The sequence below is a fragment of the Mesorhizobium sp. WSM4312 genome (assembly GCF_002294875.1).
Taxonomy (GTDB): domain Bacteria; phylum Pseudomonadota; class Alphaproteobacteria; order Rhizobiales; family Rhizobiaceae; genus Mesorhizobium.
Genome location: NZ_NSFU01000008.1, coordinates 202,805 through 219,447 on the forward strand (window position 1 = coordinate 202,805; position 16,643 = coordinate 219,447).

Annotated in this window: 15 protein-coding genes; 9 read left to right on the forward strand and 6 right to left on the reverse strand. The window is 61.4% G+C overall.

Annotated features, from left to right (window positions below):
- The first annotated feature begins 5 nt into the window (after positions 1 to 5).
- From CK228_RS15420 to CK228_RS15430, 3 genes are all read left to right on the forward strand, one after another.
- Positions 6 to 1,655, forward strand: coding sequence for an ABC transporter substrate-binding protein (locus CK228_RS15420; protein WP_095788383.1), 1,650 nt, complete (start codon positions 6 to 8; stop codon positions 1,653 to 1,655).
- 97 nt (positions 1,656 to 1,752) lie between these two features.
- On the forward strand, positions 1,753 to 2,232 hold the full coding sequence (locus tag CK228_RS15425) for a DUF3828 domain-containing protein (RefSeq protein WP_095788384.1): 480 nt from the start codon (positions 1,753 to 1,755) through the stop codon (positions 2,230 to 2,232).
- 294 nt (positions 2,233 to 2,526) lie between these two features.
- Positions 2,527 to 3,510, forward strand: coding sequence for a right-handed parallel beta-helix repeat-containing protein (locus CK228_RS15430; protein ID WP_179295922.1), 984 nt, complete (start codon positions 2,527 to 2,529; stop codon positions 3,508 to 3,510).
- Between the two features lie 217 nt (positions 3,511 to 3,727).
- Here the strand turns inward: CK228_RS15430 and CK228_RS15435 are convergent, their stop codons facing one another.
- Positions 3,728 to 5,320 (reverse strand): class I SAM-dependent methyltransferase, encoded by a 1,593-nt coding sequence (locus CK228_RS15435; protein WP_179295923.1) that lies wholly within the window; start codon positions 5,318 to 5,320, stop codon positions 3,728 to 3,730.
- A gap of 323 nt (positions 5,321 to 5,643) precedes the next feature.
- Between CK228_RS15435 and CK228_RS15440 the strand changes: the two genes are divergently transcribed.
- A complete protein-coding gene (locus CK228_RS15440; protein WP_095788386.1) occupies positions 5,644 to 6,222 on the forward strand; it encodes a hypothetical protein in 579 nt (192 codons plus the stop codon).
- Positions 6,223 to 6,227: 5 nt separating this feature from the next.
- Here CK228_RS15440 and queF read toward each other — a convergent pair whose 3' ends face one another.
- Positions 6,228 to 6,689: a preQ(1) synthase gene (gene queF, locus CK228_RS15445; protein WP_010915503.1), complete on the reverse strand. Its 462-nt coding sequence runs from the start codon at positions 6,687 to 6,689 to the stop codon at positions 6,228 to 6,230.
- Positions 6,690 to 6,825: 136 nt separating this feature from the next.
- On the opposite strand from queF, the gene CK228_RS15450 reads away from it, so the two are divergent.
- The gene (locus CK228_RS15450) at positions 6,826 to 8,871 is read left to right on the forward strand and encodes an NADH:flavin oxidoreductase (protein ID WP_095788387.1); all 2,046 of its coding nucleotides are present in this window, start codon (positions 6,826 to 6,828) and stop codon (positions 8,869 to 8,871) included.
- 159 nt (positions 8,872 to 9,030) lie between these two features.
- Here the strand turns inward: CK228_RS15450 and CK228_RS15455 are convergent, their stop codons facing one another.
- Positions 9,031 to 9,438 (reverse strand): hypothetical protein, encoded by a 408-nt coding sequence (locus CK228_RS15455; RefSeq protein WP_095788388.1) that lies wholly within the window; start codon positions 9,436 to 9,438, stop codon positions 9,031 to 9,033.
- A 117-nt stretch (positions 9,439 to 9,555) separates the two neighbouring features.
- Between CK228_RS15455 and CK228_RS15460 the strand changes: the two genes are divergently transcribed.
- The gene (locus CK228_RS15460) at positions 9,556 to 9,984 is read left to right on the forward strand and encodes a MarR family winged helix-turn-helix transcriptional regulator (RefSeq protein WP_095788389.1); all 429 of its coding nucleotides are present in this window, start codon (positions 9,556 to 9,558) and stop codon (positions 9,982 to 9,984) included.
- A gap of 18 nt (positions 9,985 to 10,002) precedes the next feature.
- Here the strand turns inward: CK228_RS15460 and CK228_RS15465 are convergent, their stop codons facing one another.
- Positions 10,003 to 10,707 (reverse strand): polysaccharide deacetylase family protein, encoded by a 705-nt coding sequence (locus CK228_RS15465; RefSeq protein ID WP_245317978.1) that lies wholly within the window; start codon positions 10,705 to 10,707, stop codon positions 10,003 to 10,005.
- A gap of 104 nt (positions 10,708 to 10,811) precedes the next feature.
- Entirely contained in the window at positions 10,812 to 12,881 is a 2,070-nt protein-coding gene (locus CK228_RS15470) for an EAL domain-containing protein (protein ID WP_095770511.1), read from the reverse strand.
- A 308-nt stretch (positions 12,882 to 13,189) separates the two neighbouring features.
- Between CK228_RS15470 and CK228_RS15475 the strand changes: the two genes are divergently transcribed.
- Genes CK228_RS15475 through CK228_RS15485 form a run of 3 tightly spaced genes read left to right on the forward strand, consistent with a single transcriptional unit; the run spans position 13,190 to position 16,119 of the window.
- Positions 13,190 to 14,377 carry a glycine C-acetyltransferase gene (locus tag CK228_RS15475; RefSeq protein WP_095788390.1) on the forward strand — a complete coding sequence of 396 codons (1,188 nt, stop codon included), beginning with the start codon at positions 13,190 to 13,192 and terminating at the stop codon, positions 14,375 to 14,377.
- 52 nt (positions 14,378 to 14,429) lie between these two features.
- Complete coding sequence (gene tdh / locus CK228_RS15480; protein ID WP_095770509.1) at positions 14,430 to 15,464, forward strand: L-threonine 3-dehydrogenase; 1,035 nt, start codon at positions 14,430 to 14,432, stop codon at positions 15,462 to 15,464.
- A 31-nt stretch (positions 15,465 to 15,495) separates the two neighbouring features.
- Entirely contained in the window at positions 15,496 to 16,119 is a 624-nt protein-coding gene (locus tag CK228_RS15485; RefSeq protein WP_095791644.1) for a DUF4304 domain-containing protein, read from the forward strand.
- A gap of 2 nt (positions 16,120 to 16,121) precedes the next feature.
- Here CK228_RS15485 and CK228_RS15490 read toward each other — a convergent pair whose 3' ends face one another.
- Positions 16,122 to 16,607: a MarR family transcriptional regulator gene (locus tag CK228_RS15490; protein WP_095788392.1), complete on the reverse strand. Its 486-nt coding sequence runs from the start codon at positions 16,605 to 16,607 to the stop codon at positions 16,122 to 16,124.
- Between the last annotated feature and the right edge of the window lie 36 nt (positions 16,608 to 16,643).

Here is a 16,643-nt window from a genome sequence, read left to right on the forward strand (position 1 = left end):
AGAAAATGACACTTTTCACAAGCAATGGCGATCGCGTCCCCAGCGCTATCGAGGCCATGGCGCAGGAGGCGCGTGCCGGCCGCATGGACCGGCGTGAGTTCCTGGCGCTGGCAAGCGCCTTCGGTGCGTCGACGGCTCTCGCCTATGGCATGATCGGTCTTGCCGCGCCACGACAGGCCCAGGCTGAGGAGCCGAAGAAGGGCGGCACGCTGCGCGTCTCGATGTCGGTCAAGGCGCAGAAGGACCCGCGCACCTACGACTGGGTGGAACTGGCCAACATTTCGCGCAGCTGGCTGGAGCCGCTGGTGCGCTACACCAGGCAATTCACCTTCGAGCCGGTGCTGCTCGAAAGCTGGGATATCAACGACGACGCCACCGAATATGTCCTGCATGTGCGCAAGGACATCACCTGGAACAATGGCGATGCCTTCAATGCCGATGACGTCGCCCACAATCTGGCGCGCTGGTGCGAGAAAGGCGTCGCCGGCAATTCGATGGCCGCACGCGTCGGCGCGCTGATCGACGCAAAAACCGGCAAGGCGAGGGACGGCGCGATCACCAAGGTCGACGACCACACCGTCAAGCTGAAGCTTAGCGAACCCGACATTTCGCTGATCCCGAACTTCACCGATTATCCCGCGCTCGTCGTCCACCGCAACTTCGATGCCGACGGCGCCGATCCGGTCAAGAAGCCGATCGGCACGGGTCCGTTCGAACTCGTCTCTTACGATGTCGGCCAGAAGGCGGTGGTGAAGCGCCGCGAGAACGGCAAATGGTGGGGTGGCGAGGCGCCTCTCGATGGCGTCGAATTCGTCGACTACGGCACCGACTTCAATGCCACGGTGAACGCTTTCGATTCCGGCGAGATCGACCTCAATTTCGAGAGCCCGGCCGATTTCATCGACATTCTCGACAAGATGGGCCTGCAGAAATCCGAGGTTGCGACGGCAACGACACTAGTTGCCCGCACCAACATCACGCACAAGCCCTATGACGACAAGCGGGTGCGCAACGCTCTGCAGATGGCCGTTGACAACAATGCCGTCTTGCAGCTCGGCTATGCCGGGCGCGGCACGGTCGGCGAGAACCATCATGTCAGTCCGATCCATCCGGAATATTATCCCCTGCCAAAAAAGGAGCGTGACGCTGCCGGCGCCAAGAAACTGATGGCGGAAGCCGGTCAGGCCGACTTCGAGCACGAACTGATCACCATCGAGGACGATTGGCAGAAGAACACCGGCGACGCGATCGCCGGTCAATTGCGCGACGCCGGCATCAAGGTGAAGCGCACGGTGCTGCCGGGGTCGACCTTCTGGAACGACTGGACGAAATATCCTTATTCGATGACCATCTGGTACATGCGTCCGCTCGGCGTCCAGGTGCTGGCGCTGGGTTATCGCAGCGGCGAGGCGTGGAATGAGTCGGCCTATTCCAATCCCGATTTCGACGCCAAGCTCAAACAGGCGCTCTCGCTGATCGACGTCGCCAAGCGCAAGGAGGTGATGAAGGATGTCGAGCAGATCCTGCAGGACTCCGGAGTCATCATCCAGCCGTTCTGGCAGAAGCTCTACAGCCACACCAGCAAGAAGGTGAAGAACTACGGCGTCCACCAGACCTTCGAGATGGACCTCCAGAACGTTTGGCTCGACGGCTGAAAGGAGGCCGGGCAGGGGCTTCATGAGCGGCAAAAAAGCCGGTATGCAGGATGCGTGGTATTGATTGCGACAAGCCATCAAAAGCCGGAGATTCTGCATGAGACGGACAGTGCTCCTTGCCGCCCTCGCGATAGCCTTACCCGCGGCCGCCTTCGCCGGACCGGCGTCGGACGCCGTGAAGTTCTTCTATGTTCCGGCGGTCAAATTCGAGGCCGATGCACAATACCGGGATCGCTTCACCGTGCCGGTGACGAAACTGTTCGATCTCAATGACCAGGCGACCAAGAAGAATCCCGACCAGGTCGCCTGCATCGACTTCGACCCCGGTCTTGATGCGCAGGATTTCGATCAGAAGACGGTCTCCAAGACCCTGAAATTGTCCGAGACGGTGGATGGCGACACGGCACAAGTGGTGGCAAGCTTCAAGCTGTTTTCGGACGGTGACGATTCGCAACGCGAAATGCACTGGTCATTGAAGAAGGTCGACGGCAAGTGGAAGGTATCGGACATTGCTTCGAAGACCAGCGACTGGACGCTGAGCCAGCTCGAATGCATGGCGGGCCAAGATCCGGAGTGATGCCATGGGCCTTGGCCGTTCCGGCCGGGGTGTCGAATCGACGGTTTCGTGTCGCCACTCGGCATCCCCGACGCGCGAAGCTTTCTAAATTTCGTGGAACGCCAAGCACTTCGAATGTAGTGTGAAGGCGATGTAACAATGGCATGATGGCGGTTGCGTAGCTTGGCGGATCGCCACGCGCACGAGAAATTCAAATCAGCGATCCGGTTTTGACATCACGTTGCTTTTGACAAGGCGAAGCGCTAGACTTCCTCCGCTTGGTTGTGAACGAATCTCTTGTTCCATTTAGGGGGAATGATCATGAAAATTCTGGGCTACCTATTATCTTCGCTGTTTCTCGCCTTGGCGACGGCGGTGATCGCCACGCCGGCTTCCGCTCAAGCGACCCGGACCTGGGTTTCCGGCGTCGGCGACGACGCCAATCCGTGCAGCCGCACGGCGCCTTGCAAGACCTTTGCCGGCGCGATCTCGAAGACGGCCGTCAGCGGGGAGATCAACTGCCTCGATCCCGGTGGCTTCGGTACGGTGACAATCACCAAGTCGATTACGATCGACTGTGTCTATACGGAAGGCGGGGTTCTCTCCGCCGGAACCAATGGTGTCATTGTCAACGCTCCGGCTGGAAGCGTTGTGCATCTCAGGGGGCTGGATATCGATGGCGTAGGCACAGGCCTAAATGGCGTACGCTTCCTTGGTCAGGGCCAACTGCATATCGAGGATTCGATCATCCAGCGGGTCACTGGCCAGGGCGTGGAAGTCGCGCCGAACGGACCCACCGAAATCTATATCAGCAATACCCGGATATCCGAGGCAGCCACGAATGGCATCCTGATCAAGACGACTGGCGCCGTTGGGATAAATGCTGCGTTCACGCGAACGGAGGTCACAAACAACGGCGCCGGTATCACCGTCGATGGCACGGGTGACACCCTGGCCATAAATATGGCGTTGACAGCGAGCCTGGTCAGCGGGAACGGCGGCAACGGCGTGACCGTGAAGACGGTTGCCGCAGCCTCCCAGGTCCGCGCCACGGTAACAAATACGACGGTGTCGTCCAATGCCGGCGTGGGCGTGAATGCCAATGGTGGGGCTGCCAGCGGCGCCGGCAGTTCGATCGTCACTCTTGGCGGATCGACCGTGTTCGCCAACGTGACCGGTGTCGGCTCTAGCGGATCGGGTGTGGTGCAGTCTTTCAAGAACAACATGATTTCCGGAAATGTCTCGGATGGCACGCCGCTGACGGCATTCCCTGGACCTGGAGGCGCACCGCTGCAATAAGCGCTCTGTTGCATGACACACCATTCCACCGGGCCGTGCTCGCTGTCCGGTGGAATGCAGTAAGACCTGAAGACCAAGCTTTCCACGGACTTTGGGCGTGCTTCAGCTAGCCACGCGGTGTCGGTGTTGCATGGCGCCGCGCTGGCAGCCTTCAGGCTGCCTGGCCGCAAGCAACATCTTGAAACCCGATCGATCGCGTTTCGCCGGCGACCGGCAATCAACCCTGAAGCGATTGCAGGATAAATGGAACCATACCGGCGCGCGGCTTTCCCTGATAAAAGCAATGATATGAAGGCCTGAGATAGGGACCGCCAAAGATTGCCTCGTATTCGCTGGCAAAAGCCTCCCACCTGTTTTTGCCCGAGGTCGCCACGGAATCATGGACCTGGTGAAACGTCCCCTCGCTGAGCAGGCAGACATTGCGCGCGTCAGGGCGCGTCACGTAGCGACGAAATATCTCGAGATTTGCCAAGCCGCCGCCTGGGGACGTGAAACGTTCGTCGAAGCCGCCATGTCGGTCGAACAATGTGCGGCTTATCGAGAAAGAATTGCTTTCCGTGATGCCGCCGAAGAAACCACTGCTTGAGGAGCCGGCAAATACCGAAATCCCGAACAGCCCGTCCGACTCGTCGGGCCAGCGCACGGCACGGATCAATCCATCTTCGATCTCCGCCCCATATCCTTCCGGCACCGACTGCATCTGCACCTTGGGACCAATGTGCCAGGACAGCGAGAACACAAAGGCATCCTCCATCCTGCCATGAGCTTTTACACTCTCATCGATCAGTCGTTCGGAGAATATGCGGGCACCATCGATGGCAAACAACAAAATATCCCCCTTGGCGATTTCGCGCGCAGCCCAATTCAGAGCAAACACCGGGGATTGCCTGGGGTCTGGTGCTCTTACGATTTGCGCATTTGGCGGCAGATTTTCGTATGTGAGCGGCGTGCTTGAGCCGTTGTCGACGACGATGACTTCGTATTCATCCGACCTCAGTCCCTTCTGATAGGGAGCGGTCGCGGACAGGATCGTGCGGGGTGCCTCGCGCGCCATCTCGTAGGCACAGATGATGACCGAGAGGCGCGGCCTGCGCTGCGACAATGCTGGCACCACGCGCCGGTCCGATTGCATCGAAGCCTTGGTCGCGCGCTGTGCCGCGATGATCCCAAGATCGTTAGCCAACAGATCCGTGGCGCGTGGTTGCATGTGGTCGCGGATGGCTGCGACGGTTGGAAATGACCACTTCCCAGCCAGTATCTCGGCTTCGATGGCGCCATAGTTGGCGGTGAGCACGTCCGACGACGGATCGAGCCGGGTCACCAGGCCGAAACCCTTCATGTCGACATCATAAACCCGAATGTCCAGATCGGGCCGGTAGTGGCGAAGAATAGGTATCAGGCGATAGACATCGCCAGTCCAGATCGTTGTATTGCGTTGCCGTGACGCGTAATCCATGTGCTGCGGCAGCAGGTCATTAATGACAATGACGCTGTCTGGGCTGGCATGCTTCTCCAGATTCATGAAATCGCGCAGTGCGAATTCGACAAGATGCAACCCGTCGATGAACGCCAAATCGATGGGTGCCCCGAGAATTTGCGCCACGTCGTCGCGTGCGAAGAAACTGTCGCTGGTGGTGTTGAACAACCGCGTGGGGGCGGTCAACGCGACCTTGATCTCGTAGTCGGGATCTATGCCTATGGCCGGAACTCTTGACAGAGCCAGGCTATAGCCCAGTCTGCAGCCGATCTCGCAATAGTTGGCCGGCCGAAGCGTTTCATGGGTTAGCCCCAAGGCGTCTAGATAGTTCAAGAGACGGTCTTCCTTGTTGACGGAACCTGCCAGGGTACTGGCACAATATACGCAAACCCGCCAGCCAGACATGGCTGTAGGTTTCTTGGTGCCGGCAGGCATTGGCGTCGTTTGCGTTGCCGATGATTCGCCGATGATCTGCCGATAGTTCCGCTGAAACGATTGTTCTTGAACGGTTGGCGCGGGCAGCCGCGCGAACCGTTCGCCTCGAAGTGCTTGTTGGCTTCCTCAAATTCTGCATCTTTGTGACTAGGTTTCGACGACCAAAGGCTGGACATTCCGCCGGCCTGAACGCATGACCTTTCGAAGCCTGGAGTGATGCGATGGCCCGTCTTATGGCCCTGGTGATCGTGTGCGTTTTGACCTGCGCCGCCGCCGCTCAAGGTCTGTTCGGCTCACCGCCGCCGAACGCGCCGTCCGCCGGCGGCCAGCCTCCAGACAGCACCGCTACGCCTCCTGCCGCAACGCCGGCGCCGCAGGAAAAGCCGGTCGAGTTGCCGCCGGCGGCGCCCGTTCTGCCGGGATCGCCGACGGCAGTGGTGAAGCCCTTTTACGAACATCCCGGGCTGGAACTCGATCCAGCCCAACGCAAGAACTTCATCGATCCAGCGAAAACCGTGCTCGACAAGAGTGACGCGCTGCGCGCTTCGGGTGAGGGCGAATGCCTCGACCCCAACATGGCACTCGACAACGCCGACTATGACAAGCTCGCCGTCGACCGGAGTCTGCGTTCGGTCGAGGCCGTCAACGACGACGAGGCCAAGGTGGTCGTCGCGTTCGTTGTCGAAGGTCACCAGCACCGTCTCGAATGGAAGCTCAAGAAGGTAGCCGGTGACTGGAAGATTTCCGATCTTCTGTCGGTGACCGGAGAATGGGCGCTCAGCCAATATCAGTGCGAATGAGGGGCTCAGCCGCGCCCGCGATAGGGGGCGACGCCCGTGTCCGGCAGCCAGGCGCCTTCAGGTGGAGCGCCGGTCTGCCAGAAAACGTCGATCGGAATGCCGCCGCGCGGATACCAATAGCCGCCTATGCGCAACCACAGCGGCTTGGTTGCTGCCACGATGCGGCGGCCGATCATGACGGTACAATCCTCATGGAAGGCACCGTGGTTGCGAAACGAGGTCATGAACAGCTTCAGCGACTTCGATTCCACCAAAGCCGCATCGGGTGCGTAGTCGATGACGATATGGGCGAAATCCGGCTGGCCGGTCACCGGGCACAGCGAGGTGAACTCCGGGCAGGTGAAGCGCACGATCGCCGGCGGGCCGTCGCCGCGCGAAAACGGCACGGTTTCCAGGACCGCTGCTTCGGGGCTCTGTGGCGTCTCGACGTGCGCGCCGAGCTGGGTAAGGGTTTTGGTATCGATCATGGGCAGGGTTCCTTCGAATTTTCCGCTCATTAGCATCGGACCGAAACGTGCGCAGCGGTTTTCAGACGAATCCGATGCTTAAATTAGGGAATGCTGCAGCACCTGCTCCAGCGCAATTTGAAACCGCAGGAAGACGATGACCAGCAACGACCCGCTTCTTCAGCCCTACCAGCTCAAGCATTTGACGCTGAAGAACCGGGTGATGTCGACCAGCCACGAGCCGGCCTATTCCGAGGACGGTATGCCGAAACAACGCTATCGGCTCTACCATGCCGAGAAGGCCAGGGGTGGCATGGCGCTGACCATGACCGCCGGCTCGGCCATCGTTTCGCGCGACAGTCCAGCGGCCTTCGGCAATCTGCATGTCTATGATGACCGCATCGTGCCGTGGCTGGCCGAACTCGCCGATGCCTGCCACGAGCATGACTGCAAGGTGATGATCCAGATCACCCATCTTGGCCGCCGAACCGGCTGGAACAAGGCCGACTGGCTGCCGGTGCTCTCGGCCTCGCCGGTGCGCGAGCCGGCGCACCGCGCTTTCCCAAAAACCATCGAGGACTGGGACATCGAACGCATCGTTGCCGACTATGCGTCGGCTGCGCAGCGCTGTCAGGCCGCCGGCCTCGACGGCATAGAGTTCGAGGCCTACGGCCACTTGATGGATGGCTTCTGGTCGCCGGCCACCAATCATCGCGATGACGAGTATGGCGGCTCGCTCGACAATCGCCTGCGCTTCACCAACATGGTGCTGGATGCGGTGCGCGCGGCAGTCGGCGAAAAGTTCGTCGTCGGCATCCGCATGGTCGCCGACGAGGATTTTCCGCAAGGCCTGTCGAAGGAGGAAGGCGTCGAGATCGCCAGGCGGCTGGCCGGCTCCGGCAAGGTCGATTTCCTCAACATCATCCGCGGTTCGATCGAGAGCGACGCGGCATTGACCAAGGTTATTCCGGTGACCGGCATGCGGTCTTCGCCGCATCTCGATTTTGCCGGCGAGGTGAGGGCCGCGACAAAGTTCCCGACCTTTCATGCGGCGCGCATCTCCGATGTCGCCACCGCGCGCCATGCGATCGCTACCGGCAAGCTCGACATGGTCGGCATGACCCGTGCGCATATCGCCGATCCGCACATCATCAGGAAGGTGATGGAAGGCCGCGAGCACGAGATCCGCCCCTGTGTCGGCGCCACCTATTGTCTGGATCGCATCTACGAAGGCGGCGAGGCGCTCTGCGTTCACAACGCGGCGACCGGCCGCGAGGCCGAGATTCCGCACATCATCGTCAAGACCGAAGGGCCGAAGCGGAAAGTGGTCGTCGTCGGTGCTGGGGCCGGCGGACTGGAGGCGGCGCGTGTCGCAGCCGAGCGCGGCCACCAGGTCACGATCCTGGAGGCATCCTCGCAAGCGGGTGGCCAGGTCCGTCTGGCAACGCAGAATCCGCGCCGCAAGGAGCTGATCGGCATCATCGACTGGCGGCTGGCCGAACTCGATCGGCTCGGCGTCGAGATCCGCTACGACACCTGGGCGGAAAAGGACGATGTTCTGGCACTGGCGCCCGATGTTGTGGTCGTCGCCACCGGCGGCCTGCCGCAGAACCCGCCGTTGACGAGCGGCGACAATCTCGTCACGTCGAGCTGGGACATCATGGCCGGCAGCGTCAAGCCGGCCGAAAACGTTCTGCTCTTTGACGACAATGGCGGCCATCAGGGCATGGGGGCGGCCGAGCTGATCGCCAACAGCGGTGCGAGGCTGGAGCTGGTCTCGCCGGAGCGTTTCTTCGCCCCCGAAATGGGCGGCATGAACCACGTGCCGTATATGCGCGCTTTCCAGGAGAAAGGCGTCACCATCACCATCAACACGCGCCTGCGCTCGGTGCGGCGCGAGGGCAACCAACTGGTCGCCGAACTCGCTTCGGACTTTGCCGATGGTTGGCGCGGGGAACGCAGGGTCGACCAGGTGGTGGTCGAGCATGGCACGGCGCCGCTCGACGATCTTTACCTCAGCCTGAAGCCGCTTTCGAAGAATGGCGGCGCGATCGACTATGAACGTCTGGTCGCCGGCGGCGACATTTTCCCAGCACGCAACCCCGAAGCAGGCTTCGTGCTGTTGCGCATCGGCGATGCGGTCGCTTCGCGTAACATTCACGCCGCCATCTATGACGGCATCAGGTTCGGCTTGCGGTTCTGATGCAAGGCCAGCTCGGGCTGGCGCAATTTGTGGTGTTGGTGGCGCGCGGTCGGACCTGCATACGAGAGCCCATGTATGCCGGCCTGGCCGCGCGCCCGCACGTCACTGGCTCATCGCCGGGCAACGTGCGATCTCGGAGCTTTTTGGCGTGGACGGTGCTCAGACCATCCTGGCGATCGCCATGCACAGCACCGTGACCACCAGCAGCCACGCAGCGATGCGTTCGCCCAGGGCCATTCTGGCCCGCAGTTGCGTTTCGATTTCCGCATTGGCGCCGGCAAGCCGCCGGCTGGGCGCCCTGACCATGGCGCCGAGCACGCCGGCGGCGGCGAAAGCGGCCAGGATACCCAGCGCCAGCACCATTTCCATCGAGCCGAAATAAGCGCCATGGAAGAAATACCACAGCAGCGCCCCGGTCAGGAAAACCATGCCGGCCGCGCCCATCTGCGGCTGGATGAAGCGTTCCGCCTTGATCTCGGGATCGCGGGCAAGCGTGATGGTGGTGCCGGCCCAGAACACCCCTGTCATGACGTGAAGACCGATGACGACGATGTAGACATATTCCATGACGGCTCTCCTCTCATCTGTGGGGGGTATCTAACAATTAGATATCTAACAGTTAGATGTCAATGTATAAAGCGGGAGTCAGTTCCATCTGGGAAAAACACCGTCTAGTGTCCGGCAATGACGCCCTTTGAACGCCCGCCAATCGGCATGAACCTCGGCCGCACCGCCAAACTTGTCGCCCAGGCCTTCGACGCCGCTTTGGTCGAAGCGGGCGGCACCTTGCCGGTCTGGCTCACGCTGCTGTCGGTCAAGTCGAGCGAGCTCGCCAATCAGCGCGAACTTGCCGGCATGATCGGCATCCAGGGGGCGACGCTGACCCACCACCTCAATGCGATGGAAGCGCAGGGCCTGCTGACTCGCCGACGCGATCCCGTCAACCGCCGGGTCCATCAGGTCGAACTGACGCAAGCGGGAGAAGCGCTGTTCGAGACGTTGCGGCAGGCCGCGCTTGCCTTCGACAGGCGGCTTCGCACAGGGCTGCCCGACGAGCGCCTGGCGGAGTTTGCGCAGGTACTGGCGGCGCTACGCGACAATGTCGAAAGCTAGGAATACCGGACCATCGGCTCAGTTGTCATAATTCGGGATCGCTCCGAAGGCGTAATGGCGCAGCTTCAGCGCGGTGACCAGGTCGGTAAGCTTCGTCTTGCCGTCAAAGCCGTCCTGGAACATCTCGTCATGCATCAAGAGGATCAGCCTGCCGGGCTTGTCGAAGTGGCCATAGCCGAACAGATGATCGATCTCGCTGACCAGATGATCGACGCTCTGCACCGGCTCGCCGTTGTCCTTGTGCACCCATTCATGATCCCAGCCATACAGATAGAAGCCGGAAGCGGCGACGAACTCGTAGTCGGGGTCCTCGCGGCCGGCTTGCGCGGGTCCGAGCGAGTTGTCGTCCTTTGACATAGAGGGCAGCCGGAACACATCGCGCCCCGGCAGTCGTGCATGCACCGCAGGCTTCAGGCCCAGCACGGCATTCGCCATGAGCATGTCTGCAACCACCCCTTCCGTATCGCCATAGAAGTGCCGGTAGTGATTATAGGCGTGGCTGTAGCTGTGGTTGCCGATCGTCACCAGCGGCATCGCCTTGGCGCGCCGCACCAGCGCCTTGGTGGACGCACTGGCCTCGGCATGCATGCCGACCATGAACAGTGTTGCCGGAACCTGCTGTGCCTGCAGCACGTCGAGGATGTTGCTGGTGCCGTTCAGCGGGCCGTCGTCGAAGGTGAGATAGATGATGCGGTCCGCCCCATGGGCCGGCAGCGCGGACATCAGAATGGCCGCCAGGACAAACCGAAAGAATGTCATAAGCTCCAGCGATCCGGTTGCACTTGCCGCAGGCCGCCATTTCGGCGGCTGATTGTCAAGGCGGGCAGTTACGCCAGGCTGCCCTGCAAGACCCGCAGTTTGGCCTTCTTCGGCATGCGGGCGGTCAGCCATTCCAGCGCCTTGTCCTGCGGCATCGGAAAGGCGATGGAATAGCCCTGTACCTGGTCGCAGCCGATCGCCATCAGCGAGTCGAGTTCGGCCTCGGTTTCAGCACCCTCGGCGACGATGGAGATGCCCAGCCCCCGGGCAAGCTCGGTGATGGCGCGCACGATCTTCGAGTTGTCGCCATTCTCATGGATATTCTGGACGAAGCGGCGATCGATCTTGAGCCGGTCGATCTCATTGGGATTGACGTGGCTGAGCGACGCATAGCCGGTGCCGAAATCATCGAGTTCCAGGTGGACGCCGGCTGCCCTGATGTGACGCAGTTTCGCCGCGATGCCTGTCTTCTCATCGTCGAGAATGACGGATTCGACGATTTCCAGCGACAGTTTCTGCGGCGGCAGTCCGGCCTTTTCCAGCGTCTCGAACAGAAACGCATCGAAATCGTGCTCGCGCAGCTCGGTGCCCGAGACATTGACGGCAAGCCGTCCGAAGGCAATCCCGGCGCGGTTCCATTCGGCGGCTTCGTTGATCGCCTTGCTGATGACGATGCGGCCGATCTCCGGCATGAAGCCGCATTTCTCGGCGACCGGAATGAATTCGCCCGGCGAGATCATGCCGCGCTCGTGATGGTTCCATCGCACCAGGGCCTCGATGCCGCTGATCGTGCCGTCGGTCAAGGAAACCTGCGGCTGGAAATAAACCTGGAATGCCCGCTCGGAGATGGCGACCTTGATGTCGTGTTCGAGCTGCTTGCGGTAGTCGAGCTCGCGGCGCAACTCCTCCGAGAAGAACGAGAAGTTGCCGCCGCCCATTTTCTTGGCGGAGTATAGCGCCAGATCGGCATGGACGAGCAGGTCCTGCGCGTTGTCGGCGTCGATCGGATAGACGGCGATGCCGCCGCTGGCGCCCGGAAGGATGGTGGTGCCCTGGAAGACGATCGGTTCGTTGATATGCGCCAGGATGCGCCGCGCTAGCATGTTGATGTCCTCGGTGCTGCCCGCTCCGTTGAGGATCATCACGAATTCGTCACCACCGAGCCGCGCGCACAGATCCGACGCCCGGCAGGAATCGCGCATGCGCTGGGCTGTGACGACCAGGACATAGTCGCCGGCGGCGTGGCCGAGCGTATCGTTGATCTGCTTGAAGCGGTCGAGGTCGAGCTGGACCACCGCCAGCCGTTCGCGCCGGCGGTGCGCGCCCTTGATCAGCGTGTCGAAATGATCGGTCAGGAAGGTGCGGTTGTGCAGGCCGGTCAGGCCGTCATGGACCGCGATGAAGGCCATCGAATTGCGCGCATCGACCAGTTCACGTGTCTTGCGCAGGATCGCGTTGGACATCGGCCTGAAGATGAACAGCGCCACCAGCAGGATGACGCCGAGGGTGGCGTAGAACAATGTGCGGTGGAGCGCGAGCAGCTTTTCGGAGCGCTCGTCGGCATCGGCGCTGATGCGCTGTCCGAGCGCGGCATAGCCCGACAAGGTGGCGTTGGCGACCGAGGCATCGAGGTTGACGCGTTCTGCGCTGCCTTTGTAGCCGTCATTGTCGAGATTGAGTTGCGATTCAAGGGCTGAGATCAGGCGGTCGCCATTGGCGATCAGCCCGACCGAGAAATAATCGAGATGGAAGGGTTTGGCGAAAAGCACGCTCTCGATCGACTTCGCATCGAACTTGGCCGGCGATTGCGGATCCGCACCGGTCTGCTCGAGCAGCAGATCGTAATTGGTCTCGAACTCGGCGGTGGCCTGCTTCAGTGCGCTGACCAATGCCGGCCGCTTGTCGCGCGAGGCGGCACCGGTTGCACCGGCCAGGAAGACGATGCGCTGCGACAAGGTCTTCTGCGTGCCGACAATGTCGAGCAAGGTGTTGTTGTGCTGCTGCGTGGCCATCGTCTGCTGCAGCAAGACGAAGGACGCCGCCACCATGGCCGCAATGATCAGCAGCGCCAGCCAATAGCCCGCCTTGATCAGCAATATGAGCTTGCCTGAAACGGTTTGCACCGGCTGCTGCGACATGTTCGGGGGCGGCCCTTTTGCCAACGGATTCCTGTATGACCACCATTGAGCCGCAAACGTTAACAGGACTGGAAACCGACAGCCTGACGGCAAGGGGAAGATGCGGAAAGATCGCGAAATGGTTATCGGCTCCTTTCGCCGCCGGCCCGCATTTGAACATTGGTTGGCGCGAGTGTTCCCAACTGGTGGCCTGGGCTGTACCCGTGCGTCTCATCCGATGCTGCCCGGCCACCCCATCCGGTCGCTTTTGCGATGGATTTTTTGCGCGGGCCGGACGACAGTCTGGCCACGTCAAACGAGGCCCGATCATGACCGCAGCATTTCTCTCCCATATCGACAGCGAGCTTGCCGGGCTCAAATCGGCCGGCCTCTACAAGTCCGAGCGGGTGATTTCCTCGATGCAGTCGGCCCAGATCGAGGTCGGCGGCGAGAAGGTGCTGAACTTCTGCGCCAACAACTATCTCGGCCTCGCCGATAGCGCCGACCTGCGAAAGGCGGCCGCGCAGGCTCTGGATCGCTATGGCTACGGTATGGCGTCGGTGCGCTTCATCTGCGGCACGCAGGTGGAACACAAGGAGCTCGAAGCGACGATCTCATCCTTCCTTGGCCTGGAAGACACCATCCTCTATGGCTCCTGCTTCGACGCCAATGGTGGCTTGTTCGAGACGCTGCTTGGCGAGGAAGACGCGATCATCTCGGATGCGCTGAACCATGCCTCGATCATCGATGGCGTCCGGCTGTCGAAGGCCAAGCGTTTCCGTTATGCCAACAACGACATGGCCGATCTCGAGGCGCGGCTGAAGGAAGCCAGGGATTGCCGCTTTAGGCTGATCGCCACCGATGGCGTGTTTTCGATGGACGGCATCATCGCCAACCTGAAGGGCGTCTGCGACCTCGCCGACAAATACGATGCGATGGTCATGGTCGACGACAGCCACGCTGTCGGCTTCGTCGGCAGACAAGGCCGCGGCTCGGCTGAGCATTGCGGCGTCGAGGGCAGGGTGGACATCATCACCGGTACGCTGGGCAAGGCGCTCGGCGGCGCTTCGGGCGGCTACACCTCGGGCAAGAGGCAAGTGGTCGACTGGCTGCGCCAGCGCTCGCGACCCTATCTGTTCTCCAACACGCTGATGCCGGCGATCGCCGGCGCCTCGATCAAGGTGTTCGAGCTGATCCGCAATGGCGACGCCTTGCGCGAGCGCCTCTATGCCAATGCGGCGCGGTTCAGGTCGCAGATGGGCAAACTCGGCTTCACGCTCGCCGGGGCCGACCATCCTATCATTCCGGTGATGCTGGGCGATGCGACGCTGGCGCAGGAGATGGCGGCGCGCATGCTGAAGCGCGGCATCTATGTCATCGGCTTTTCCTTCCCGGTGGTGCCGAAAGGCCAGGCGCGTATCCGCACGCAGATGTCGGCGGCGCATTCCAGTGCCGATATCGACAGGGCGGTCGAGGCCTTCGGCGCGGTCGGCAGGGAGCTGGGCGTGATTTCGTGAGCGGCCAGCGCCGAAAAGCGATTCCGGATCAAGAGATTCAAGGGACAAAAGAATGTCGAACATGATGAAGGCGCTGGTAAAGGCCAAGGCCGAACCAGGCATCTGGATGGAAGAGGTGCCGGTGCCGGAGATCGGCCCCAACGACGTGCTGATCAAAGTGAAGAAGACGGCGATCTGCGGCACCGACGTGCATATCTACAATTGGGACCAGTGGGCACAGAAGACAGTGCCGGTGCCGATGGTGACCGGCCATGAGTTTGTCGGCACGGTGGCGGATTTCGGCGCCGCGGTCACCGAATACAAGGTCGGCCAGCGCGTCTCGGGCGAGGGCCACATCGTCTGCGGCCACTGCCGCAACTGCCGCGCGGGGCGAGGGCATCTGTGCCGCAACACGCTCGGCGTCGGCGTCAATCGTCCCGGCGCCTTCGGCGAATATCTGGCGATCCCGCAGCACAATGTCGTGCCGATCCCCGACGACGTGCCGGACGAGATCGCGGCGATCTTCGACCCCCTGGGCAATGCGGTGCATACGGCACTGTCCTTCGATCTTGTCGGCGAGGATGTGCTGGTCACCGGCGCGGGGCCGATCGGCATCATGGGCGCGCTCGTCGCCCAATGCGTGGGCGCGCGAAAAGTAGTCATCACCGACATCAACCCGGTGCGCCTGGCGCTGGCGAAAAAGCTCGGCGTCCAGCATGTCGTCGACGCCTCGAAGGAAAAGCTGCGCGACGTCATGCCGGCCCTCGGCATGACCGAGGGCTTTGACATCGGCCTGGAAATGTCGGGCGCTGCCCCCGCCTTCCGCGACATGATCGACACCATGAACAATGGCGGCAAGATAGCCATTCTCGGAATCGCGCCGACCGGCTTCGAGATCGACTGGAACAAGGTCATCTTCAAGATGCTGCATCTCAAAGGCATCTATGGCCGCGAAATGTTCGAGACCTGGTACAAGATGATCGCACTGGTCCAGGGGCCGCTCGACGTGACTGGCCTGATCACCCACCGCATCGGCATTGACGATTTCCAGACGGGCTTCGATGCGATGAGGAGCGGCAGTTCGGGCAAGGTGGTGATGGATTGGTAGGCGCTAAGCCGGTTGCTTGTGGGGGGCCAATATGGCGGAAAACGAGCACGGACGTATCATCGCCTCGCAGGCAAAGACCGTATTGCAGCCCGCCGGATTTCGGCGAAAGGGTCAGTCACGGATCTGGATGGCTGACCGTGGCTTCTGGCTAAGCGTAGTCGAGTTCCAACCCAGCTCTTGGTCGAAAGGCTCTTACCTGAACGTAGCCGTTCACTGGCTCTGGGGTTCGCTCCCAGAAACACTTACCTTCGATCGCGCTGAGCGCATTGGAGACTTCGCTCAGTTCCAGAGCCCGGCACAGTTTCTGCTCGCGGTCGATCACATGGCCAAGAAGGCAGTCGAAATCGATCAGTTTCACCGACTGACGTTTCCTTCTGTGCAGGCGACTGCGACGATCCTCTTGAATGAATTGCGACCGGGCGCGTACGGCGAATGGGCAGCTTTCCACGCCGGGGTAGCGGCAGGCTTGGCTGGTGACTTTGAATCGGCAAGTCGGCTGTTTAAAAGCGTTCGAAGACACGCGGCTTCGAAGGTGCGGTCGCTCCTAGCTGTCGTTGACGACCCGGTGCGGTTCCGAAGCCATGTACTGGGCATGATCGAAGCGGAGCGCGCCTATTTCAAGCTAGGGGCATTGCCGACCAACGTTGGAATCTAGTTCTAAGATTGATCGACAGGCGATGCCCGGCGTGGGCCTATGCCTTGCTCGGGGGTCAACTTTGCCTCCAGCGCCGTCACGCCGCTCACAATGGCCGCACGTTCCTCTGCACCCAGTCGACCCAGCAACTCCCGCTCGAACGCTATCGCCAGCGGCACCATCTCGCGGTAGGCGGCAAGCCCCGCTTTGGTCAGTGCAAGGTGCTCGACCCGGCGATCATTTTCGTCAGGCGTGCGCGTCAGCCAGCGCCGCCGCTCGAGCTCGGCCACCGCGCGCGAGACCTTGGTCTTATGCATGGCCGACTGCTCGCCGAGCTCGGTCGCGGTCATCGTGCCGCGCTGGCCGAGGCCTGAAAGCGTGCGCCACTCCGGTCGCGTCAGGCCGTGGCGATCCCGGTAAATCCTGGAGAATTCGCGGCTGACGGCATCGGCAAGCCGGTAGAGACGGTAGGGCAGGAAGCTTTCCAGCTCGAGAATGTCGGGTTCCATGACGTGCCGTGGCCGTTGATAGTTACATTTTCGATG